Raw genomic sequence first — 22,595 nt, forward strand, 5'->3', positions numbered from 1 at the left:
ACTGTGACCTGATCACCCGTCCTCTGGACTGTGTCCTGATCGCTCGTACTCTGGAGCCATGAGCGAGCCGGACATTTTGGGCCCCGAGTACGAATCCACAATCCTGCCTCTCGGTCACGACGCGGAGGGCGAGGTGGTCGCCACGCTCGTACGGCGGCGTGCGGCGAACCACGGCGGCCAAGCCGTCCTCTACCTGCACGGCTTCACCGACTACTTCTTCCAGCGACACCTGGCCGACTTCTTCGTCGACGCGGGCTTCGACTTCTACGCCCTCGACCTGCGCAAGTACGGCCGCTCCCTCCGGCCCCACCAGACGCCGGGCCTGGTGAGCAGTGTGACGGAGTACTTCACCGAGATCGACGAGGCCGTGCGCATCATCCGCGAGGCCGACGGCCACGGGCGGTTGCTGATCAACGCGCACTCCACCGGCGGGCTGATCGCCTCCCTCTGGGCCGACCGGGTGCGCGGACGCGGACTGATCGACGCGATGGTGCTCAACAGCCCGTTCCTCGACCTCAACGTGCCCGCACCCATCCGGCACACCACCAGCGCGCTCACCGGCGTGCTGGCACGCCTGCCGCTGCGGGCCAGACTTCCCCTGGAGTACTCCCGGGTGTACGGCGGCAGCCTGCACCGCGACCACCACGGGGAGTGGGACTACAACCTGGCGTGGAAGCCGATGGGCGGCTTCCCCGTCCACGCGACCTGGCTGGCGGCGATCCGGCGGGCCCAGCTCCGGCTCCAGGCCGGGCTCGCGATCGACGTGCCGATCCTGGTCCTGGCCGCGCGCAAGGCGATGCGCCTGCACCGGTTCACCGTCCAGGCCCACCAGGCCGACCTGGTCCTCAACCCCGAGCACATGGCCCGCTGGGCACCGGCTCTCGGCGACCACGTGACCTGCGTCCGCTTCGACGACGGCATCCACGACCTGATCCTCTCCCCCGAACCGGTGCGGAGCCGGGTCTTCGCCGAGATGGACCGCTGGCTCTCCGCCTACTTGGCCGGCTGGAAGGTGGCGGTGAACGAGTCGAAGAGCCGCAGGTCCTCAGCCCACCGGGAGTGCTTGGTCCGCCAGAATATGGCGTAGCCGCGCTTCTTCCCGGTGACGAAGCCCCGGTTCACCACATGCAGCCGGCCGCCCCGCCCGTCGTAGGTGAACTCCCAGTCCGCGGCGGTCTTGAAGTAGTCGTCCACGGCGGCGATCCGCACCCGCTTGTACCCGGGCCAGGTGCGCTTGCGCGCCTTCTCCTGAGCCTTCCAGTCCTTCACCGGATCGGACTTGGGGGTGGTCGTCTGGTCGATGAGCAGAAGCGAACCTCCGTCCGGCGGCTGGATGTAGACGGCGGTGCCGGCCCGCCGGATCACCCGCCAGTCCTTCGGGACGGCGACGCTGAAACCGGTCGGATCCCGGTGGACCCGCCAGCCTTCGGGCACCCCGCCGGTCGAAGGCGTGGGTGACACCGAGGGGGTGCCGGTCGGCTCGGCCGGATCGGGGCCGGAGGTCTCCCCGTCGGGGGTCGTCTTTCCCTCGGGGGGATCCTTGCCCGCCGGGGTCTCCGGCCCGGCGGACGGCGAGGCCGCCCCCGGAGGCCGTACCGGCTCCCCGTCGTCGGCCTCCCGGACGCCGAGCCACCCGGCCACGAGCGCCACGACGAGCGCCACCGGGACGATCAGCAGGAGCGTTCTGCCCCGGACGACCCGCTCCCGGCCCGGTTCCTCCGGCTCCGGCTCCCCCTCCGACCACGGCAGCCGGGCGGGGGGAGATTCCAGATGCGCCCCGGTGGCCACCACGGGGGGACCCGCGTCCGGCGCCGGGACCGGCGGCGGAACGGGGACGGCGGCGGGCTCGCGCGGCTCCGGGCGAAGCCGGCCGAGGGCGGAGGGGAGGCGCGGCCGGAACCCGGGGCGCGGCTTCGCCGCGTCGACGACCTCACGGAGCATCTCCGCCGTCCGCTCGGCGCCGAGCCGCTCCGCCGGGTCCTTGCGGAGCAGCCCCGCCAGGACCGGGGCGAGCGGACCCGCCAGGACGGTCTCCTCCGGGTCGTCTCGCATCACCGCGGTGATCGTGGCCAGCGGGGCGCCCCGGTCGAACGGCGGGCGTCCCTCCACCGCGGTGTAGAGGGTGGCGCCGAGCGACCACAGGTCCGACGCGGGCTTCGCCGACGCCCCGCCCGCGCGCTCCGGCGCGATGTAGGACGGGGTGCCGAGCAGCAGACCCGTGCGGGTCATCGGGTTCTCCTCGGCGATCGTGGCGATGCCGAAGTCGGTGAGGACGACCCGTCCGTCCTCGGCCAGCAGCACGTTCTCCGGTTTCACGTCCCGGTGCATGACGCCGGCGTCGTGCGCCGAGCCGAGCGCGGTCAGCACCTGCAGGCCGATGTCGGCGACCTTCTCGGGGGCGAGCGGACCGTCCTCCCGGACGACCTGGCCTAGGGAGCGGGAGGGGACGTACTGCATGACGATCCAGGGACGCCCGTCCTCCTCGACGACGTCGTGCACGACCACGACCCCGGGATGGGTGAGCCGTCCGGCCGCCCGCGCCTCCCGCATCATCCGGAGGCTGAAGTCGGCGCGCTCCTCGTCGCTGAAGTCCGGCCGGAGCCTGACCTCCTTGACGGCGACGATCCGGTCGAGAAGCTCGTCCCGGGCGCGCCACACGGTTCCCATCGCGCCCTGCCCGACCGGTTCGATAAGTTCATAACGGTTCGCGATCAGGCGTTTCATGGACTCGGACATATCTCCCGACCCGGCGGACACTGGTAAACGTAAAGAATCGTTTCACAGATACGGCGCTGGTTTAGACGCCGCGGTCCGGGTCACCAAGGGATCGCGAAGAGTCCGTAATAGGCGGCGGCGAAGAGCAGCAGACCGGCGCCCCCGGTGATCCCGACCACGGTGAGCCGCTGCCACCTGGTGGGATGCCACCCGTCCCGCACGTTGCGCACGATCTCCGCGACGGTCGTCACCTGCTGGAGGAGGAGCAGGACGGCGAGCGTGCGGACGACCAGCCAGCCGGCCAGGACCGCGGGCCAGGCCCCCGCCTGGTTGACCGCGAACAGCACCAGCATGGTGAAGAGCGCCGTGACCGCGGCGAGCAGCCCGAACACCGTCATGGTGAGGCGGCCCAGGCGCGGACGGATCGTGTTCCAGCGCTGCTGCCCCGTCTCGACCGGGATCAGCATGTCGTGGTTCCGGAGCCGGGTGACGACCGCGGCGACGGGACCCGCGACGTAGCCGATCCCCGCCATGCAGAGCGCGAGCCCGAGCACGGCCCCGCCCGCGTACCAGGGCGCGACCGGCACGTCGGCGACCGCGTAGCGCTGCACCGGGGTGGCTCCGGCGATCTGCTCCCCCGCCGCCGGCCGGGCGGTATCGGGCAGGCCGCGGATCCACCCGGCGAGCGTGCCCAGGTAGCGCGGGGTGAATTCGCCGCCGTTGATGCGCATCGCGTGGTCGGCGCCGGGAAAGAACCTGATCGTGTAGTTCTCGTTCCCGGCCTGGCGGAGCGAGTTCTCCAGGACCCTGGTGCTCTCGACGAAGGGGATCGAGGGGTCGTCGGTGCCGTAGAGGGCGAGCACCGGCTGCTTGATCCGCCGCAGCCACGGGGTGCTGTCGTAGTGGAGGAAGCCCAGGCCGACCGCTCCCATCCCCTTGTCGAGCAGGTTGTAGACGCCCGACGGGGCGTGCAGGCGGTCCAGTTGCCGGTTGAGCGCCCAGGCGACCTGGCGGAGCGGGGTGACGTTGGGCGCCGAGACCATCACGGTGAAGCCCACGTCCCGGCTCTTGGCCGCGGCGACGGGCACCACCCACGTGCCCTCGCTCACCCCCCACAGCCCGGTCCTGGCCGGATCGACGTCGGGCCTGGCCCGGAGCACCTGTACGGCGGCGAGCGCGTCGTCGGCGAGGAGGCCGAAGTCCCGGTTCCGGAACGAGTAGCCTTCGCTGCGCTTGTCGTAGACGAGGGTGACGACGCCGCTCGCGGCGAGATGCCGGGCCTGGGTGACGAACTCCCCCCGGTCCGCCCGGCCCGAACCCTGGACGAAGACCAGGGCGGGGTACCGGCCCGGCGTCGCCGGCGAGACCACGGTGGCCGGCAGGCCGATACCGCCGCGGACCGACACGCGCACCTCTTCGCTGCGGATCGGGAGGTCCGCGCGGACCGCGGTGCCCTCGCCCGCCGGCTGCGCGGGGAGCCCGTGATAGATCTGGTGGGCCGCGACCGGGCGTGGATCGTAGGACGGCGGGGACAGCAGGCTGCCGGACGCCGCCAGGCTCACCAGCACCAACCCGGCGGCCGCTCCCACTGTGCTACGACCAGCGCGCATACCTTTGTCCCGTATATCCTCGCTCGTCCGTTCCTACCCTTATCTGATCATCACTGTAGAACACACCTGCCACACGGTCGCCGGGCGACCTCCCTGAGTGTGCAACCCGTTATCAAGTCAGACAAGTCTGAGGCCGCCGAACTTCCCGGAGCCCCTGTCGCCGTCCCGCGTGTCCGCAGCTCACCACAGTGATACGAAAGTCTGGCCGAAAATCGGGACCTCCAGACCCGAGCAAGTGAACATTATTCGCAAAGAATGACATAACCGTTTTCTCCCTCTCTAGTCATCTCAATCACATCCATCCGCTCACTTGGGGAGCCGACGCGCCGGTACAGGCCGCGGCGGGCCACCGTCCGCCCGGCTCCCGCCGGAGCTCGGGCCGGAACCTCCGGTGAAGGGGAAAATGTCGCCCCTTCGCCGTAGGCTTGGCCCATGGCGAGGGCCAATGACGAGATGGCGGCGCTTCTGGATGAGTACGCGAGCCTGTTCGCGCTCACCGGAGGCGACGCGTTCCGCGTACGCAGCTATCAGAAGGCCGCCAAGTCGATCGCCGGTTTCCCGGACGACCTCCGCGAGACCGACATCCGGCGCATCCCGGGGGTGGGGTCGGCGATCACCGGCAAGGTGGAGGAGTTTCTCCGGACGGGGACCTTCCATCAGCTGGAGCGACTCCGCGGCGAGGTGCCCGAGGGGGTGCGGCGGCTCACCAAGATCCCCACGCTCGGTCCCAAGAAGGCGATGATGCTCTTCCAGGACCTCGGCATCGACTCCCCCGAGGCCCTGGTGGCCGCGATCGAGCAGGGCAGGCTGGCGGGCGTGCGCGGATTCGGCGCCAAGACCGAGGCGAACATCCTGCGCGGCGTCGAGCAGCTCACCCAGACACGGGTGCACGCCGGGGTCGCGATGGGGATCGCGAAGCAGGTCATGCGCGATCTGGCCCCCCTCACCCGGCGGATGGAGTACGCGGGCTCGCTGCGGCGGTGCAAGGACACCATCGGCGACGTCGACGTCCTCGCCACGGCCGACGACCCCCTCGCGCTGATGGAGGCCGTCCGGCGGCTGCCGTACGTCGTCGAGGTGGTCGCGAGCGGCCCGGCCAAGACCTCGATCCGGGTCGAGCACGGCCTCCAGGTCGACGTGCGGGTGGTGCCCGAGGAGTCGTTCGGCGCCGCGCTGATCTACTTCACCGGCTCCAAGGAGCACAACGTCCACATCCGGGAGATCGCGGTACGGCAAGGGCGCAAACTCTCCGAGTACGGCCTGTTCGAGGGGGATCTCCGTGTCGCCGCCGCGACCGAGGAGGAGGTCTACCACGCGCTCGGCCTGCCGTGGATCCCCCCGCCGCTGCGCGAGGACACCGGGGAGATCGAGGCCGCCCGCCGGGGTGAGCTGCCCGTGCTCGTGCAGGCCGGCGACCTCCGCGGCGACCTGCACACCCACACCGACCTCACCGACGGCGTCGCGACCCTGGCGGAGATGGTCGCCGCCGCCGCGGCCCGGGGATACGAGTACTACGCGGTCACCGACCACGCGCCCAACCTGGCCATGCAGCGGATGACCCTGGAGAAGGCGCTCGCGCAGCGGGCCGAGCTGCCCGCGCTGGAACGCCGGTACGGCCTGCGGCTGCTGCACGGCACCGAGCTCAACATCGCCGCCGACGGGACCGTGGACTGGCCGGCCGAGATCCTCGCCGGATTCGACGTCTGCGTCGCCTCCGTGCACTCGCACTTCACCCAGTCCCGCGAGGAGATGACCCGGCGCTTCATCACCGCCTGCGAGAACCCGTATGTGCACGTCATCGGCCACCCCACGGCGCGCAAGATCGGTAAACGGCCGTCGGTGGACGCCGACTGGGACGCCGTCTTCAAGGCGTGCGCCCGCACCGGCACCGCGCTGGAGATCGACTCCTTCCCCGATCGGAACGACCTCCCCGCGGACCTGGTACGGCTGGCGCGCACCCACGGCGTGAAGTTCTCCGTCGACAGCGACGCGCACGCCGTACCGCACCTCGCCAACATCCCCTACGGGATCGGGACCGCCCAGCGCGGTTGGCTCACCGCCGACGACGTCGTCAACACCTGGCCGGTGGACCGGCTCCTCGAATTCCTCAAACCCTGAGACCCCGGCGTCTCCCGAGCGGTCGAAGCCGATCCCGGCGGCCGGGCATCGGTGTCCCGCGCCGCAGGCGGTTCGATCTCGGCGTCGCGCTCGGTCTCCCCGGTGCCGCCGAGGCCGCTCGGCCCTGGGATCTCGCCGTAGAATTCCGGCATGGCAGAGATCACCGCACGGAGTGGGACGTGGTCGTTCGACGGGGATATCGTGCGAATCGTCCCGGGCCATGACCGGGCGGTGCACAAGCTCCGGCAAATCCTCGGGGAAGTGCCCGTCCCGCTGGAAGCCGTCCTCGGGATCGCCCTCGAACCCGGCCGCAAGGGCGGACGGGTCCGGCTGCGTCTCCGTGTAGGCGCCGATCCCCTGCTTCAGGCCACCGGCGGACGACTCGCCGACGAGACCGACCCGTACCAGCTGACCGTCGATGCCAACCGCGTCGGCGTCGCCGAGTACTTCGTCGACGAGGTGCGGAACTCGCTGCTGATCGCCCAGATCCCGTCCGGCCCGTGCGACCGCTACCTGCTGCCGGGCCCGCCCGTCCCGGTCTCGGTCTCCGGGTACGACGGCACCGCCACCTTCGACGGCGAACGGGTCCGCCTGGAGTGGAACTGGGCCACCGAGGACGCCAAGAAGCGCGCCGGATCCCAGGAGTTCACCCTCCGCGAGCTCACCGGTGTCGAGTGGACCCCGAGCCTGCTGCGCTTCCGGATCGGCGGCGCCCCGCCGTCCGGTTCCCCCTCGCACGACCCCCACTGTCTTTCCCTGTGGGGCTTTCAGAAGGATGTCGGGATGTCGGCGCTCCTCGCCGCCGCAGTCACCGCCCGCCTCCCCCACCCCGCAGGTCCCGAACCCGAGCCGGCGGCGATCGCGGCCCCCGCGGAGACCCCCGCCGAGGACGACCACGACGTCCTGCTGCGCCGGCTCCGCGAGCTCGGTGACCTGCGCCGGGAGGGCATCCTCACCGAGGAGGAGTTCAGCGTCGCCAAGCAGGCCGTCCTCCGTCGCCTGTAGACCCGCGCCGACCGGGGCACGATGCCGGCCGACGTGGTCTCCACCCGAGATCGAGGATTGCCTTCACCCGTGGGCCTGCTGCTCCGGCGCCGGCCCCCGGGGGAGTGCTACGGCCGCCAGCGCGGCGGCGGCCACCAGGACGGCCGCGGTCGCCCACATCGCCACCTGCAGCCCGTCCGTGAACGCGGTCCCGGCAGCTTCGATCAGCGTCGTCCCGGCCTCCCCGGGCAGGGAACCGGCCACCGCGACCGCCCCGCCGAGGGTGTCGCGCGCCGCCTCGGCGAGCTGCTCGGGCGTCCCCTCCGGCACGGTCAGCCCGATCCGGTAGACGGCGGTGGCCACGCTGCCGAAGATCGCCAGGCCCAGGGCGCCGCCGAACTCCTGCGCGGTCTCCGACAGCGCCGCGGCGGAACCGGAGCGCTCCCTCGGCGCGGCCCCGACCACCATGTCGATGCCGAGCACCAGCAGCGGGGCTCCGCCCAGGAAGAACAGCACCTGACCTCCGAGCACCAGCGCCAGGTCGCCACCGGAGCCCACCGAGCCGACCAGGACGACGCCGAACGCCGAAACCACCAACCCCGCAGCCGAGACCCGCCTGGCACCCCACCGCTTGGCCAGGGCGGGGGCCAGCGTGAAGCCGAGCAGGACCGCCACGGCCGGCGCCAGCGCCACCAGCCCGGTTTGGAACGGCGAGAGGCCGAGCACCAGCTGAAGGTACTGGCCGGCGAGCAGGCCGACGGCCGGACCGGAGACGATGACCAGCGTCAGCGTGCCGAGTGCGGCGCTGAACCGGCGGACCGCGAAGAGCTTCAGATCGAGCAGCGGCTCCGCAAGCCTGCGCTGGCGCCGGACGAACAGCACCCCGACCCCGATACCGGCGGCCAGGGCGAGGAACGCGGGCCATCCGGCCCCGGCGGCGGCGATCTCCTTGACCCCGTAGACGACCAGGAGGGCGGCGGACACCGACAGGGCCACGCTGGCCAGGTCGACGGGACCTGAGCCCGGGGTGCGGTACTCGGGGAGGAACAGCGGCCCGGCCACCAGCAGGATCGCCATCACCGGCAGGTTGATCAGGAACACGGCGCCCCACCAGAAGTGCTCAAGGAGGAGGCCGCCGACGAACGGGCCGAGCACCATACCGCCGGTGAACCCCGACATCCACAGGCTGATGGCCCGGGTGCGCTGGACCGGATCGTGGAACATGTTGCTGATCAGCGACAGGGTGGACGGCATCAGCGTGGCCCCGGCCACGCCGAGGAGGGCGCGGGCCACGATCAGCAGCTCGGCGCTCGACGCGAAGGCCGCGAGCGCGGAGGCGACGGCGAACGCGGCCGCGCCGATCAGCAGCACCCGGCGCCGCCCGTACCGATCACCCAGATTCCCCATCGTGATCAGAAAGCCGGCGATGAGGAAACCGTAGATGTCGTTGATCCAGAGCAACTGGGCACCGCTGGGTTGCAGATCCTCGCTCAACGAGGGCACGGCGAGGGTCAGCACCGTCACGTCGATCGACAACAGCATCGTGGGCAGCACCAGGACGGCCAACCCGATCCATTCACGGCTTCCGGCACGTTTCACAGAGGTTTGATCAGTCATGCGGTAAACGCTAGAAGCTCTAGCAAGGTAGAGGTCAACCTCGGTGCGCAAACCGGTCGAAGCGCCGCCTCCCGGCCTTCTCCGGCTTCAGACGGTAACGGTCTGTTTGGCCAGGCGGCGGACGATCTCCTCGTCGACGGTGTGGCCGATGCCGGGCTGGGTGAGCGGCACGGCGACCACGCCGCCGTGCGGGCTGAGGTCGGGGGCGAGGGCCCGTACCCCCTTGCCGAGCCGCGGCGGGGCGTCGCTCACATCGCTCGGGAAGGTGCAGCCGCGCATGCTCGCCAAGGCGAGGGCGGCGGCGCGGGCGATGCCGGTGCCGCCTTCCCGGGCGCAGTGGGCGTCCCAGCCGGCCCGTACCGCCATGTCGTAGGCGCGGCGGGCGGTGCTGAGGCCGCCGAGGCGGGAGACCCGCAGGGTGAGGGCGCGGCCCGCCTTGGCGTCGATCGCCGCCTTCAGGGTCGGCAGGTCCTCGATGTGCGGGGCCACCGCGGCGTCCACCATGATCTGCAGCTCGGCGCTCTCCTGGAGGCCGGCGAACGGGCGTTCGACGGTGAGGAGCCCGTAGCCGTCCAGTGCCGCCAGCTCCTCCGGGTTCCGATAGGCCCGCCGGCCGTCGACGGAGATCGCCAACGCCGGATAGAGCCGGCGGACCGCGCGGAGCGGCTCAAGGTCCCACCCGGGGGTGATGGTGAGGGTGATGTGGGCGTATCCCGCGCACATGAAGCGGTTGACCCTGCTGAGCAGGCTGTCCAGGTCACGCTCGGCGGGGACGCGGACCCCCGCGACGACGTTGGTACGGCTGCCGCCCAGTGCGTGCGCCAAGGGGACGCCGGTCATCCGGCACCACAGATCCCAGCACGCCAAGTCGAACTCGGGGCGGACCCCAAGCTCGTCGGGATGTTCCCAGTCCACGCCGACCAGGGCGGGCCCGAGGTCACGCTCGATGCGGTGGAGGGTCTCCTCGGCGTCGCCCGGCTCGGGGATCTCCCCCCAGGCGGTCATCCCGCCGTACTCGGTGAGCCGGATCAGCACGCTTTCCGGCCGCCGCCCCTGCGGGAGCACGACCCGATACGCATCAACCTGTCGAACGTGTGGCACACCCCTTTCTATCGTTTTCCGGGCACCACTCCGGCCATCGACCCACTATCCGGGCGCAGCACCGTCCCCGGCACCCCCCGCTCACCGGTCCGGGGCGAGGGTGCGCTCGGCCCAGGCGCCGATGTCGCGGCGTTCGATCGCCTCGGCCATGAGCGCGGGGAAGACGTCGGGCGTGCAGGCGAAGGCGGGGACGCCTAGGGCCGCGAGCGCGGCGGCGTTCTCCCGGTCGTAGGCGGGCGCGCCCTCGTCGGAGAGGGCGAGCAGCACGAGCACCTGGACCCCGGAGGCGGTCATGGCGGCGACCCTGCGGAGCATCTGCTCCCGTACCCCGCCCTCGTAGAGGTCACTGATCAGCACAAAGATCGAGTCCGCCGGGCGGGTGATCAGGTCCTGGCAGTAGGCGATCGCCCGGTTGATGTCGGTACCCCCGCCGAGCTGGGTGCCGAAGAGCAGCTCGACCGGGTCGTGCAGCTCGGCGGTGAGGTCGACGACGGCCGTGTCGAAGACGACGAGGGAGGTCTTCAGCGAGCGCATGGACGCCAGAACCGCGCCGAACACACTCGCGTAGACCACGGACGCCGCCATCGAGCCGCTCTGGTCGAGACAGAGCACGACCTCGCGCCGGACCGCCCGGTGCCGCCGGGCGAAGCCGATCAGGCGATCGGGGACGACCGTCCGGTGCTCGGGCTGATAGTGCTTGAGGTTCGCCCGGATCGTCCGATCCCAGTCGATGTCGGCGTGCCGCCGCGGCCGCCGCGTGCGCGCCGAACGGTCCAGCGCGCCCGCGACGGCGGCCCGGGTGCGCTGAGCGAGCCGCCGCTCCAGGTCGTCCGTCACCTTGCGGATCACCACTCTGGCCGACTCCCGCGCCCGGTCCGGCATGACCTTGTTCAGCGACAGCAGCGTGCCGACCAGGTGCACGTCCGGCTCCACCGCCTCCAGCAGTTCCGGCTCCAGCAGCAGACCCGTCAGGTTGAGCCGGTCGATCGCGTCCTGCTGCATGACCTGGACGACCGTGGCGGGGAAGTGCTCGCGGATGTCGCCGAGCCACCGGGCCACCTTGGGCGCGGACGCCCCCAGCCCCGCCGATCGCCGGGTCCCCTCCCCCCGGCCGGAACCGGGGTCGTCGTAGAGCGCCGCCAGGCACCCGTCCATCCGGGCGTCGTCCGCCGACAGCGTGACCCCTTCGGCGCCGGCGCCGCCGAGGATCAGCCGCCAGCGCCGCATCCGCTCATCCATGTGCCCTCCCCAGAATCAGCTCGACGGTCCGTACGGCGGCCGCCGCCCGGGCGGGGTCGATCTCCGCCTCCGGTCCGGGGGCCCGCGTGCCGCGCACCCGATCCCCCAGCGCCCGGCGTTCCGTCGGTTCGAAGGCGCCGAAGGTCCGCCGGAGCAGCGGCAGCACCTCGACGAAGGCCTCGGGGGTGAGTCCGGCCACCCAGGTGTCGATCAGCGTCAGCAGCGACTCGTCGTGGATGAGGAGCACGACCCCGCCGGAGAGGAACCCCTCCACCCACGCCGCGGCCCGGGCGGGTTCGTGCACGGTCACCGAGAGGGCCATCCGCAGCCCCGCGTCCTCATGGCCCATGCCCCCCTCGTCGAGGAGGAGCCGGGTGAGCCGCCCGTCGATCAGCCCGGGCAGGTCGCGGCGGCCCAGCACGCGGAGCAGGGTCGCCCGCCAGCGCTCCCGGCCCGCACCGAGCAAGGAGACCGCCGGGTGAACCAGGTCGACGTAGCGGATGAGCTCACGGGCCGCGTCGTCGTCCAGGCCGCCCACCGCCGCGGGCAGACCCACACAGATCCGGACGACGAGCTGGTCGACCACGGTGCGCAGCGCCTCGCCCGAGGTGCCGCGGACGTCGCCGTAGCGGCAGGCCCGAGCCAGGGCCGGAAGCGCCGCCATCAGGTGGGTGACCTCGGCGTCCAGCGCGGCCCGGGCACCGATCGCCGCCACCACCTGAGGCAACGCCTCCTGAACGTCGGCGAGCAGGCAGGACTCGGCCACCGAGGTGAGGTCGGCGAGCGTCGCCTCCGGCTGCGCCGCCACACCGGCCGCCTTGCCGGTCGCGGCACCGCGGATCGTCGTGCCGAGCACGCTCGCCTCGATCAGTTCCACGTCCAGTTCGGGCCGCCACAACAGGGTCCACCGTTCGCGGAAGGTGCCCTTGCCGCCCGCCTCCCGCAGGGTCCCCCAGCCGATGCCGATCAGGCCGAGCCGGTGCAGGAGTCGGCTTCGCTCCAGGTCGAGCGGCTTGCGCAGGTCCAGGTCGAGGTCGGCGGCGGTCGCGGCCGGGCGGAGCCGGAGCCGGCGCAGCTCCTCCCGCAGGTCGCGCTGGAGCGGCACCATCGGGGTGGACGCGGGCACCCGGCCCAGCCGCTCCCCGACGACCAGGCGCCGCCGGACCAGGTCGAGCGGGAGCTCCTCGCCGTCGCACAGGACCGCCCGGACCGCCTCGGTGAGCTCGCCCAGCCCGGGCATCGGCCGGTCCCGCAGCGCGGCGAGGGTGCCCGCCAGCCGTACCGCCTCGATGACGTGGGCCGAGGAGACCTGCAGCCCCTCCTCCCGCAGGACGCCCGCGGCCTCGGTGAGCCACCGTTCGGCGGGGCTGTCCGGCGCCGTGAACAGATGGTGGTACCAGCCGGGCGAGGAGACGCCGGCGCCGTACCCGCTCCGCACGGAGAGCCGGCCGTGGGTCCACGGCACCCAGGTGGTCGCCACCTTGACCTTCGGCAGGTTGCGCAGGAGCCGGTCGTCCTCCGCGACCGGTGGGCGCTCCCGTAGCGCGGGGACGTGCCAGGCGCCGCAGGCCACCGCGATCCGCTCGAACCCCTCGCGCCGGGTCCGCCGGAGCACCCGGCGCATGTACGCCTCCCGCCGCGCCTCCCTCCCCCGGGCCGGTTCGCCGCGGCGGAGTTCGGCCATGGCCTCGGCGACCGCGTCGAACGGGCTGTCGCCCCGATGTTCGACGACGTCCTCCCACCAGCGTTCCACGTCGTCGTATCCGGCGGTCCGGGCGAGCGTCCCCAGCGGGTCGTACCGGCCCGTGTCCGGGTCGTCCTCCTCCGGTTCGGCGAGGCCGTAAGCGGCGGGCAGGTCGCAGAAGCGCACGGGGATCCCGTGGCGGAGCGCGTACCTGATCGCCTGCCATTCCGGGGAGAAGACGGCGAACGGCCAGAAGGCGGCTCTCGCCGGCTCGGCCGCCACATGGGCGAGCAGCGCGACCGGGGGTTCCATCTCCGCGTCGGCGGCGAGCCCGACCAGCTCGTCGGCCTCCGGCGGCCCTTCGACGAGGAGGACGTCCGGGCGGTACTGCGTCAGCGCCCGGACGACCGCCCGCGCCGAACCGGGCCCGTGGTGCCGGACGCCGAGGACAAGGTCAGACATCCCTGCACGCCCGGTAGAAGTCCCGCCAATCCGCTCGTTCCCGGACAACCGCCTCCAGGTACTCCTGCCACACCACCCGGTCGCTCACCGGATCCTGCACGACGGCGCCGAGGATCCCCGCCGCCAGGTCCGCGGGGCGGAGCACCCCGTCGCCGAAATGGGTGGCGAGCGCGATGCCCCCGGCCACCACCGAGATCGCCTCGGCCGTGCTGAGCGTCCCGCTGGGCGACTTGAGTTTGGTACGGCCGTCGGCGGTCATGCCCTGACGCAACTCCCGGAAGACGGTCACCACACGACGGATCTCGTCCAGGCCGCTCGGCGGGTCCGGGAGTTCCAGCGCCCGGCCGAGCTGGGCCACCCGCCTGCGGACGATCTCCACCTCCTCCTCCGGGGTGCCCGGCACGGGGAGGACCACGGTGTTGAACCTGCGCCGGAGCGCGCCGGACAGCTCGTTGACGCCCCGATCCCGGTCGTTGGCGGTGGCGATGACCGTGAAACCCTTGGCCGCCTGGACCTCCTCGCCGAGTTCGGGGATGGGCAGGGTCTTCTCCGACAGCACGGTGATGAGGGCGTCCTGGACGTCGGACGGCATCCGGGTGAGCTCCTCGATCCGGGCGATCCGGCCCTCCGACATCGCCCGCATCACCGGGCTCGGGGTGAGCGCCGCGCGGGACGGCCCCTCCGCCAGCAGGCGGGCGTAGTTCCAGCCGTAGCGGACCGCCTCCTCCGCGGTGCCCGCGGTCCCCTGGACCAGGAGCGTCGAGTCGCCGGAGATCGCGGCGGCCAGGTGCTCGGACAGCCACGTCTTGGCCGTACCGGGCACACCGAGCAGGAGCAGGGCGCGATCGGTGGCGAGTGTGGCGACGGCCACCTCGATCAGGCGCCGCGACCCGATGTACTTGGGGGTGATCTTCTTGCCGTCGCCGAGGATGTAGGTCGTCACCGCCCACGGGGAGAGCTTCCAGCCCGGCGGTCGCGGCCGGTCGTCGGCGGCGGCGAGCGCGGCCAGCTCCGCGGAGTACTGCTGTTCGGCGTGTGGCCTGAGTACGGCGGTCACGGGGAAAACTCCGATCTCATGTCACTGCGGAAACGCAGGGTCCCGACGAGTTCTTCGATCGACGGCGGCGGGTCGGCCGAAAGGCGACCGGCCGCCGGGTGGAATCCGGGGTCGAGCCGGAGCGCGGCGAGCCGGCAGAGTTCGTCCACGTACCAGGACCGGGACGTCTCCTCGATCTTGGCGAGTACGGCCAGGGCGAGCGGGCCCGACCACGGCGCCGGAACGGCGCCCAGCAACGTGATCAACGCGCCGTTCGGCTCCCAGGCCCTCACGATCTTGGCGGCCCGCCGGGCGCGAGGTCCCGCGGGCAGGACGGCGAGCAGATCACCGTCGGGCTCCCCGTCGAGCAGGGCGCCCGCCCACACCGCGTCCCGCTGCGAGATCGCCGCCCGGACCCAACCGGCCCGCACATGCCTGTCCCGGTTGAGCTCGACGATCTCCTGTGGCGGGGCGCCCACCCGATCCGCCCACATGCCCAGGGGCGTCTTGCCGACCAGCTGTTCCAGCAGCTCCGAACGGGTCGCCCCGCGCCGCAGCCACACCCCGTCCCGCTCCATCGCCGCGTCGCACCCGGGCGGCGAGTCGACGATCAGCCCGCCGTCGCGCAGCCTCGGCCCCAGCCGGTCGGCCATCCGCCGCCCGTACCGGGAACCGGGGATGCGCACGAGCAGATTCGCCGCCGCGACGCGGACCTCCCGCCGCCGGTCCTCCAGCACCTCCTCCAGGAACGGTTCGTCCGCCGCGGACAGGCCCTCCGCCAACGCGGCCGTGAACAACGCCCGATCGTCGGGCGTCTCCTGCCGCCACGACGCCCGCAGCGTCTCCCGCGCCGCCGCCGGATCCCGTCCGCGCAGCCGTTCCAGATAGGAGAGCCGCTCCCCGGGGGCGCCCAGCTCCCACGTCTCGACGCCCCCCGACCGCTCGCGCAGCAGATACGCCCAGTGGGGGTTGTGTCCGGCGAGCCACCTGCCGCGTCGCCCCGCCACCACGGCGATCGGCTCCCGGAGCGACCTGTCGTTCCTCCCCCGGTCGAGCAGTTCGGGCAGGAGATGCCCGGGTGCACGCAGCCGCCGCCGCGCGGCGAGGTCGAGCCACTCGGGCAGCACCCGCTGCTGCTGGCCGGCGAGGATCCTGGCGAGCCGATCCGCGGCCTCGCGTCCGGCCCGCGGACACTCCTCCGGCTCCGCCGGGACCGGCGGCGTGACCCGGGACGGCAGCCGGCCCGCCCTTCCGGCGACGGTCAGCGCCGCCGCCCGGTGGAGCAGCCCGGCCGCCGGATCGTCCGGGCCATCCGCGCCGTCCGGCTTCCGCTCGGTGCCGAGCAGCGCCGCCGACACCAGGTCCTCCCAGCTCCGCGCGTCGTTCACCGCATCGTCACCCGCCTCTCGCCTCCCCAGCCCGGCTCGCCTTCCGCGCTCGGCCAGCCCAGACGGCGCAGCAGCTCCCAGGCCCGATCGTTCAGTGACAGATCGCCGTACCCGTCCGGATCGAGCGGTGTCAGGTGTCCGGCCGTTTCGTCCGAGACCTCGGTCAGCACGCAGACGCTCACAGCACGATCACCTGTCCTTCGTCGTCCCAGCCGGTCAGCGGGATCAGGCCGCGGGGCGTCCACTCGCCCAGCACGGTCACCGGGTGTCCGCCGGAGTGGGCGAGCAGCCGCCAGTGGTCCGATCCGCGCAGCGGCAGCGCGTCCCCCTTGGCGTCCGCGATCCACCACCCGTCTTTCGCCACGGGGACGACCTCGGAGAGCAGCATCGGCCACGGGTCGAGCCACGGGTCGTCGGCGAGCGCGGCGGCCAGCGCCCGCAACGCCGCCTCGACGGTGCCTCCCTGCGGCTCACCGCAGGTTCCGCCGCCGTGCCGTCCGGCGACCACGGCCCGCAGTTCCGGCCGCCCCGGATAGAAGGCGAGGTCGGCGTCGACGGTCGTCCCGGTGACCAGCGAGGCGTCGAGCGCCTGCCCCTGGGGGGCGAAGGACAGCACCAGCGCGGTCCGCCCGGTCTCCGTCCCGCGCAGCCACACCCGGCGCCGGATCAGCCGATCCTCCTGCTCGTCCCGGGAACCGAGCACCTGCCATCGATCCCGGATGTGCGGACGGGCCAGCACCTCCGCCCGCTCCACGGTGAACCCCACATGCGCCCTGATCGTGTGACGCAGCGCCTCGGGAAGTTCGGCGGCCCGCGGGTATCCGACCGCGAGCAGGTGCAGCAGCGCGTACTCCTCCAGCAGCCGCCCCGGCCAGCCGTCCCCCGCGCGGACGAGGTCGGTCATCCGGTTCAGCCGCGCCGCGACCCCCGGCGCCTGGGCGTCGATCATGCGCTTGGCGATGTCCTCCCCATGCGTGCCGGGCGTCCGCCCCGCCGCGGTCAGTCCGTGCCGGACCTGATCGCACAGCCACAGGTCGAGCTCGCGCAGCCCCGCGACCACCCTGGTCTCCCGCTGCCCGCCCTCACCTTTCCCGGTCTTGGCGGCGGCGCGCCCGGACTGCTTGGCCACCCGCTCCCGCCGCCCGTCCAGCCAGGTCTCCACCCACGGGACGACCTCCGACGCCTCGGCGACCTCCCCCTGCGACCAGAGGAGCAGCAGGCCGAGCACATGCTTGCAGGGGAACTTCCGGCTCGGACACGAACACCTGTAGGCGGGCTCGCCCAGATCCACACAGGCGAGGTACGGCTTCGCGCCGCTCCCCCGGCACTCCCCCCAGAGCGCCAGGTCGCGCCGACCCGCCCCGGACCATGTGCCGATGACGGCGAGCTTGCGCCCGGCCGCCTGTGCGGCGGCGTCGGGGGCGAGCCCCAGAACTCGATCACGACTCCATCGTTCGATCACGGGGGAAAGCTAGCGGCCCTCACCGACAAATCCGGGGCCTCGGATCGCGGCGGATTCAAGGCTCCAAGCGATTCAACGGCGGGAGACGGCGCCCTCGCGATGCGTGGTGAAGGGGAAGTCGGCGAGGGTGAACAAGTGGTGGATGCGGTGCAGCCCGGCAGGGGTCTCGGTCCGGGTGAGCCGCCGGGCGACCTGCGCGGTCACGGCCGCGGTGGCGCGGGACTGCCCGTTGCCCGTGACCTGGATCCGGGCGCCGCGCCGGGACTCGACCGTGATCGACCAGGCGTCGGAGCCGGGCAGGCTCGCGGGCAGGAACCTGTCGGCGAAGGTGACCAGGGACCTGGATCCGGGGATCCGGGTCAGCAGCGAGAACAGTGCTCCGCTCGCCGCGGAGTCGAGGCAGAACCGCGAGGTCACCGGGACGCCGAGCTCGGCGGTGAGCACGTGCTGCTCGGGAAAGTCGACGCGGTAGGCGCGGCGGACGCCCAGCTCCGGGGTCAGGCGTACCTTCCTGCTCCCGGTGTAGGCGCGAACGGTCCGGCCCGCTCCGGTGGTGTCCGGATAATCATGACCGAGCAGGTTGTAGGTCCACTTGCGGCCGGCGTAGCCGTGTGCTTCCCCCACCCCGAGCTGGACAACGATGTCGAGGGGGCTGCCGTCGTGAACGTCCAGGGCGAGGAGATTGGTCAGCCCGGGCGCGATCCCGACGTCCGTCACCACGGGGCGCGCATAGGTTCTGCGGCCGAGGTCGGCGAGATACCGCGAGGTGGCGCTGATCTCCACGAACGCGGCGCCCGCGTCGGTCACCGCCGAGACCAGCTCCGGATCCTCCCACCCCGCGCAGTTGACGACCACCTCGGCCTCGGCGGCGGCCCGCCGTACCGCCTCGACGTCGTTCAGGTCGAGCCGCAGAGTGGTCCCGCAGAGTTCGGCGAGTTTGGCCTCGTCACGGCCTGCGGCCACGACGTCGGCACCGAGTTCGCGCAGGCTGTGCGCCGTTTCCCGGCCCGTGGCCCCGTAGCCGCCGAGCACCAGCACCGACATGACGACCCCCAAGAGTTGTAAGCTGCAACTCAGACTGTAGAGCTAAGAGTTGCAAGTTGCAACTATGGAGGGGTCTGTGACGAGCGACCTGAAACCCGGCGACCTGGAAACCCTTCTGGTCGACCTGCTGGTCGAACTCGGCGTCCAGCGACCCGACTCGATGCTCCCCGGCCGATCGGTCTCACTGTCCGAAGGATGGGCGCTCCTCGAACTCGGCCGCTGCGGGCCCGTGTCCCAGCAGCACATCGTCGCCTGCCTCAAGCTGGAGAAAAGCAGCGTCAGCCGCCTCGCCGCCGGGCTGGAACGCCGCGGCTGGCTCACCCGGGAACGCGACCCCGCCAACCGCCGCTACCACCGCCTCACCCTCACCGAGGAGGGACGCGCGGTCAGCCGGGAGATCGAACACCACCTCCGCGACCGGCACACCAAGGTCATCGCCGGCCTCACCCCCGCCGAACGCGAAGCCCTCTCCCTCGCCCTCCCCGCCCTCACCCGCGCCCTCCACACCGCGGGCCCCGAATCTGCAGGGACATGACGAGCCTTAGCCGCCATCCACCATCGAGACCCGGGAGCTCGCCAAGATGAAGATCAAGCGACGCGGGAAGTGCCACAGGATTGAGTTACTGCGGTGTGGGGAGAACCTGCTCGGACCGCAATGGCTCTCCCGGTACCGCTGAGACGCCGGAGCCGCACCGCCAACCCCGGCGGGGACCCATTGGTGACGGCTCCTGGAAGACGTCAGGTGACGGTGAGGCGGGCCTGGTACTCCGGGGACTGCCAGGTGCCGGTGGACATGATGTCGCCGAGGATCTCGGCCGCGTCGTAGACGTCGACGTGGCGAAGGTAGAGCGGGGCGAGCCCGAACCTGGCGATGTCGGGGGCGCGGAAGTCACCTTGGACGCCTCGGGCGCTCAGAGCCCGGGTGATCGCGTAGGCGTTCTCGTGCCGGAACGAGACCTGGCTGCCGCGGTCGCTGGGTGCTCTCGGGGAGGCCAGGCTCAGCCCGTACTGCGCGCACCGCTCTTCCACCAGGTCGATGAAGAGGGAGGTCAGCGCCACGCTCTTGGCCCGGACTTCGGCGAGGTCGACCTTGTCGAAGATGTCCAGGCTCGCGGCGAGGCCGCCGTAGGAGATCACGTGCGGGGTGCTGGTGAGGAACCGGACGATGCCGCCGGTGGGCCGGTAGCCGGGTTCCATGGCGAACGGTTCGGCGTGTGAGTACCAGCCGGGGAGCGGCTGGTCGACCGCGTCGTGGTGGCGGGTGGCGGCGAAGATGAACGCGGGTGAGCCCGGGCCGCCGTTGAGGTACTTGTAGGTACAGCCCACCGCGAAGTCGGCGTCGCAGCCGTTCAGGTCGATGGGGACGACTCCGGCGCTGTGGCAGAGGTCCCAGACGATCAGCGCGCCGGAGGCGTGTGCCCGCTCGGTGAGGGCGTCCATGTCGTAGCGCCGACCGGTCCGGTAGTCGACCTCGGAGACCAGGACCACGGCGACGTCGTCGTCGAAGGCGAAACCCGCCGCGGAGTCGGCCGAACCGTACTCGGAGAGGTCGCGGAGCTTGTAGGTGCCGAACGCGGCGACGGCCCCTTCGACCATGTAGTTGTCGGTGGGGAAGTTGGTCCGGTCGATGACGACGGTCTTGCGCCCGGGGCGCATGCGCATGGCGGCGACGACGACCTTGAACACGTTGACCGAGGTGGTGTCGGCGACGACCACCTCACCCTGGCCCGCGCCGATGAGCGGGGCGATCCGGTTTCCCATGGTGCGCGGGAGCACGAACCAGCCCGCGTCGTTCCAGCTCTTGGTGAGGCCTTGGCCCCACTCCTCCTCGACCATGTGGGTGATCCTGGCCGAGGCCGCCTTGGGGAGGGCGCCGAGCGAGTTCCCGGTGAGGTAGATCATCCCGTGTGGCAGGACGAACTCGTCACGGAGTCCCGCAAGGGGATCCGCGGCGTCCAAGGCCTCGCACCGGGCGCGGGTCAGGCTCATCTGCGTCGATCTCCCCTGGTCGGTATCTCGGGAATCATCCCTGATAACACTATTTCAGCCCTCCATCCGATTCCATGGCCCCACCTGCCTGTCCGTCCCGTACCGTGGAACGCGGACCGGGCGGGAGGCTCCGGCGGACCTGCTTCCCGAAGCGCGCGTCTCCGGCACGCACGACCGGCGGCCCGGTAAACGCCGTACCTCGCATCCGTCCCAACCCCGAGATCGGGTACGGCCTCCGGCAGGCCGGCCGCACGCCGTACAAAATGTGACTCGCCATGATTCGCGAAGTGTCGGTGGTTTCTTCTAACGTCCCGGCACATGACAAGCGCGACGCAGACCTACAGCTACGCCGGTCCCTCCACGCTGACCGACGGACATCTCGGGCTCGCCACCTCCGGAGGGATCACCACCACCGGGTTCCAGGCGCATCCGCGCTTCTTCAGCGGCCTGCTCACCCAGGCCGCACCCGCCGCCGCGAGCCTGCTCGCCGTCGCCGACGTGGCGCTCGCCCGCTACCACAAGCCGCGGCCCGGCTACATGCGCGACCCGGTGGTGACCTGCAACGGCGACCGGCTGCGGTTCGAGTCCTTCTCCGCCTGCGGCGGGGTGTACTCCCGCCTGGACGTGCTGGAGGGCTCCCTCGACGGCGAGGTGGTCGACCGGGGCACCACCAACGTCGACGTCAACGGGCCGCTGCGGGAGGCGCTCGCCCGGGTCGGCAGCCGGGACCCGCTCCACCTCGGCGTCGGCGCGGACGCGCTCACCGTGACCACGCTGGACGGCAGCATCGTGGAGAAGAAGGTGCCGTTGCCCGCCCGCTGGCTGCGCGGATTCTCCGAGGTACAGCTGATCGCCGCCGGGCTCGACCTGCGCGGGGAGGTGGCCGGGCCACTGGCCGTGCGGTTCCTGCGCGGCCTGCCCAAAGGCAACCGGGCCGACGTCTGGGTCACGCAGCAGGGCCGTGAACTGCGCGCGTCCGACGCCGCACGTCCCGGTGGGGTGAGATTGTCGGGCTCCGGGCGGCTCGCGACGATGCTGCCGTTGCTGCGGTTCGCCCGGTCCCTGAAGATGTACGGCCCCGCGGCGACCGGCGGCGACGAGCCACAGTCCTGCGCATGGGAGCTGGAGCTGCCTGGAATGCGGTACACCCTGGTGGTTTCGCCGGAGACCTGGCGAGGCTTCTCCGGGGAGGGCGGTGTCCTGGAGGACCTCGCCACCGACGAGGCGGCCGACGACGCCGACCTGATCGGCGCCCTGCTCAACTTCGAGCCGACCGTGGAGATCGGCCTGCTCGCCGACCGCTCCGGGCTCCCCGTCTCCCGGGTCCGCGCCGCGCTCACCCAGCTCGGCACCGCGGGCAAGGTGGGATACGACCTGGCCGAGGCGGGCCACTTCCACCGCGAGCTTCCCTACGACCGCAATCACGTGGCACTGCTCAATCCGCGACTCCGCTCGGCGCGGGGGCTGGCGGAGGCGGGCGCGGTCCGGTTCACCGAGGACGACGTGGCCGAGGTCGAGTCGGGCGGGGAGATCAAGACGGTACGGCTCGGCGACGGCTCCTGCACCTGCCCGTGGTGGTTCGACCACCGAGGCTCCCGCGGCCCGTGCAAGCACGTGCTCGCCGCCAAGATCGTGCGCTCCGGGGACCGCGAAGGGGTTTTGCAGTGAGCTCCGACGAGCCGGCGGAGGACCGTAAGCAACTCCGGCAGCGACTCATCCGGTTCTCCCCTCATGGGAGGAAAGCCCGCTTGGTGGCACTTCGCGGGCTCAACGCGGCAAGGGGTTGACCACCACTCCGCTGCAGACCCGGCCATGACCCCGATCTATGTCTCGTACGGGCTGCGCCTGCTCTCCTCCCGCGGCCGTCCGATCGGTCCGATCCGCACGCCACCGGGCCGTACACACCTATGAATCCCAGTAACCAATGACATTCCGGATCCGTAGGAAATGTCGGGGTCGCATGGGAGTGTTCTCTCACCTCACCGACGGACCGGCCCCCGGCAATCCCCCGCGAGACCACCCATTCGTCCGATATTGCCATGCCTCCACATGGTAATGCCCTGAAATTTAGCAACTTTCGGGGCAACCTGTCCGGTTTCCTGCGTCCGGTCACAGATGGATCACCATCTGACGTAGACACCAAAAA

Annotated in this window: 17 protein-coding genes; 5 read left to right on the forward strand and 12 right to left on the reverse strand. The window is 71.8% G+C overall.

What is annotated here, in order from left to right; translation table 11 throughout:
* Window positions 1–58 precede the first annotated feature (58 nt).
* Window positions 59–1,087 (forward strand): alpha/beta hydrolase, encoded by a 1,029-nt coding sequence (locus tag RUR_RS22120; RefSeq protein ID WP_283137018.1) that lies wholly within the window; start codon window positions 59–61, stop codon window positions 1,085–1,087.
* Here RUR_RS22120 and RUR_RS22125 read toward each other — a convergent pair.
* Window positions 994–2,724 (reverse strand): serine/threonine-protein kinase, encoded by a 1,731-nt coding sequence (locus RUR_RS22125; RefSeq protein ID WP_283137019.1) that lies wholly within the window; start codon window positions 2,722–2,724, stop codon window positions 994–996. The two genes, RUR_RS22120 and RUR_RS22125, sit on opposite strands and share 94 nt — an antisense overlap.
* A 92-nt stretch (window positions 2,725–2,816) precedes the next feature.
* Complete coding sequence (locus tag RUR_RS22130; RefSeq protein ID WP_283137020.1) at window positions 2,817–4,325, reverse strand: alpha/beta hydrolase family protein; 1,509 nt, start codon at window positions 4,323–4,325, stop codon at window positions 2,817–2,819.
* Between the two features lie 432 nt (window positions 4,326–4,757).
* On the opposite strand from RUR_RS22130, the gene polX reads away from it, so the two are divergent.
* Together polX and RUR_RS22140 are read left to right on the forward strand one after the other, a co-directional pair.
* Entirely contained in the window at window positions 4,758–6,443 is a 1,686-nt protein-coding gene (polX, locus tag RUR_RS22135) for a DNA polymerase/3'-5' exonuclease PolX (RefSeq protein WP_283137021.1), read from the forward strand.
* Between the two features lie 150 nt (window positions 6,444–6,593).
* Window positions 6,594–7,448, forward strand: coding sequence for a DUF4429 domain-containing protein (locus RUR_RS22140; protein ID WP_283137022.1), 855 nt, complete (start codon window positions 6,594–6,596; stop codon window positions 7,446–7,448).
* A gap of 63 nt (window positions 7,449–7,511) precedes the next feature.
* Here the strand turns inward: RUR_RS22140 and RUR_RS22145 are convergent, their stop codons facing one another.
* From RUR_RS22145 to RUR_RS22185, 9 genes are all read right to left on the reverse strand, one after another.
* On the reverse strand, window positions 7,512–9,044 hold the full coding sequence (locus RUR_RS22145; protein WP_283137023.1) for an MFS transporter: 1,533 nt from the start codon (window positions 9,042–9,044) through the stop codon (window positions 7,512–7,514).
* A gap of 87 nt (window positions 9,045–9,131) precedes the next feature.
* Complete coding sequence (locus RUR_RS22150; RefSeq protein WP_283137024.1) at window positions 9,132–10,109, reverse strand: enolase C-terminal domain-like protein; 978 nt, start codon at window positions 10,107–10,109, stop codon at window positions 9,132–9,134.
* A 117-nt stretch (window positions 10,110–10,226) separates the two neighbouring features.
* Window positions 10,227–11,384, reverse strand: a complete 1,158-nt coding sequence (locus tag RUR_RS22155) for a vWA domain-containing protein (RefSeq protein ID WP_283137025.1) — start codon at window positions 11,382–11,384, stop codon at window positions 10,227–10,229.
* Window positions 11,377–13,530 (reverse strand): DUF5682 family protein, encoded by a 2,154-nt coding sequence (locus tag RUR_RS22160; protein ID WP_283137026.1) that lies wholly within the window; start codon window positions 13,528–13,530, stop codon window positions 11,377–11,379. Before RUR_RS22160 ends, RUR_RS22155 begins: the two co-directional genes overlap by 8 nt.
* Window positions 13,523–14,587: an ATP-binding protein gene (locus tag RUR_RS22165; RefSeq protein WP_283137027.1), complete on the reverse strand. Its 1,065-nt coding sequence runs from the start codon at window positions 14,585–14,587 to the stop codon at window positions 13,523–13,525. The genes RUR_RS22160 and RUR_RS22165 overlap by 8 nt, the downstream gene beginning before the upstream one ends.
* Window positions 14,584–15,954, reverse strand: coding sequence for a DUF5691 domain-containing protein (locus tag RUR_RS22170; protein WP_283137028.1), 1,371 nt, complete (start codon window positions 15,952–15,954; stop codon window positions 14,584–14,586). Before RUR_RS22170 ends, RUR_RS22165 begins: the two co-directional genes overlap by 4 nt.
* Entirely contained in the window at window positions 15,951–16,136 is a 186-nt protein-coding gene (locus RUR_RS22175; protein ID WP_283137029.1) for a hypothetical protein, read from the reverse strand. Before RUR_RS22175 ends, RUR_RS22170 begins: the two co-directional genes overlap by 4 nt.
* Window positions 16,133–17,416, reverse strand: a complete 1,284-nt coding sequence (locus RUR_RS22180) for an SWIM zinc finger family protein (RefSeq protein WP_283137030.1) — start codon at window positions 17,414–17,416, stop codon at window positions 16,133–16,135. The genes RUR_RS22175 and RUR_RS22180 overlap by 4 nt, the downstream gene beginning before the upstream one ends.
* A gap of 72 nt (window positions 17,417–17,488) precedes the next feature.
* The gene (locus tag RUR_RS22185) at window positions 17,489–18,460 is read right to left on the reverse strand and encodes a saccharopine dehydrogenase NADP-binding domain-containing protein (RefSeq protein WP_283137031.1); all 972 of its coding nucleotides are present in this window, start codon (window positions 18,458–18,460) and stop codon (window positions 17,489–17,491) included.
* Window positions 18,461–18,536: 76 nt separating this feature from the next.
* Here RUR_RS22185 and RUR_RS22190 point away from each other — a divergent pair, with 76 nt between their 5' ends.
* On the forward strand, window positions 18,537–18,995 hold the full coding sequence (locus tag RUR_RS22190) for a MarR family winged helix-turn-helix transcriptional regulator (protein ID WP_283137032.1): 459 nt from the start codon (window positions 18,537–18,539) through the stop codon (window positions 18,993–18,995).
* Window positions 18,996–19,198: 203 nt separating this feature from the next.
* Here RUR_RS22190 and kynU read toward each other — a convergent pair whose 3' ends face one another.
* Entirely contained in the window at window positions 19,199–20,449 is a 1,251-nt protein-coding gene (gene kynU, locus RUR_RS22195; protein WP_283137033.1) for a kynureninase, read from the reverse strand.
* A 318-nt stretch (window positions 20,450–20,767) separates the two neighbouring features.
* Between kynU and RUR_RS22200 the strand changes: the two genes are divergently transcribed.
* Window positions 20,768–22,117, forward strand: a complete 1,350-nt coding sequence (locus RUR_RS22200; protein WP_283137034.1) for an SWIM zinc finger family protein — start codon at window positions 20,768–20,770, stop codon at window positions 22,115–22,117.
* The last annotated feature ends 478 nt before the right edge of the window (window positions 22,118–22,595 follow it).

Source organism: Rhizohabitans arisaemae, assembly GCF_025996515.1.
Classification (GTDB): domain Bacteria; phylum Actinomycetota; class Actinomycetes; order Streptosporangiales; family Streptosporangiaceae; genus Rhizohabitans; species Rhizohabitans arisaemae.

Excerpts from the sequence above, each read along its gene's own strand:
- RUR_RS22140 (WP_283137022.1), top strand. The coding sequence starts at position 6,594 with ATGGCAGAGATCACCGCACGGAGTGGGACGTGGTCGTTCGACGGGGAT.
- kynU (WP_283137033.1), bottom strand. The coding sequence starts at position 20,449 with ATGAGCCTGACCCGCGCCCGGTGCGAGGCCTTGGACGCCGCGGATCCC.
- RUR_RS22200 (WP_283137034.1), top strand. The coding sequence starts at position 20,768 with ATGACAAGCGCGACGCAGACCTACAGCTACGCCGGTCCCTCCACGCTG.
- RUR_RS22145 (WP_283137023.1), bottom strand. The coding sequence starts at position 9,044 with ATGACTGATCAAACCTCTGTGAAACGTGCCGGAAGCCGTGAATGGATC.
- RUR_RS22130 (WP_283137020.1), bottom strand. The coding sequence starts at position 4,325 with ATGCGCGCTGGTCGTAGCACAGTGGGAGCGGCCGCCGGGTTGGTGCTG.
- polX (WP_283137021.1), top strand. The coding sequence starts at position 4,758 with ATGGCGAGGGCCAATGACGAGATGGCGGCGCTTCTGGATGAGTACGCG.
- RUR_RS22185 (WP_283137031.1), bottom strand. The coding sequence starts at position 18,460 with ATGTCGGTGCTGGTGCTCGGCGGCTACGGGGCCACGGGCCGGGAAACG.
- RUR_RS22155 (WP_283137025.1), bottom strand. The coding sequence starts at position 11,384 with ATGGATGAGCGGATGCGGCGCTGGCGGCTGATCCTCGGCGGCGCCGGC.
- RUR_RS22125 (WP_283137019.1), bottom strand. The coding sequence starts at position 2,724 with ATGAAACGCCTGATCGCGAACCGTTATGAACTTATCGAACCGGTCGGG.
- RUR_RS22120 (WP_283137018.1), top strand. The coding sequence starts at position 59 with ATGAGCGAGCCGGACATTTTGGGCCCCGAGTACGAATCCACAATCCTG.
- RUR_RS22160 (WP_283137026.1), bottom strand. The coding sequence starts at position 13,530 with ATGTCTGACCTTGTCCTCGGCGTCCGGCACCACGGGCCCGGTTCGGCG.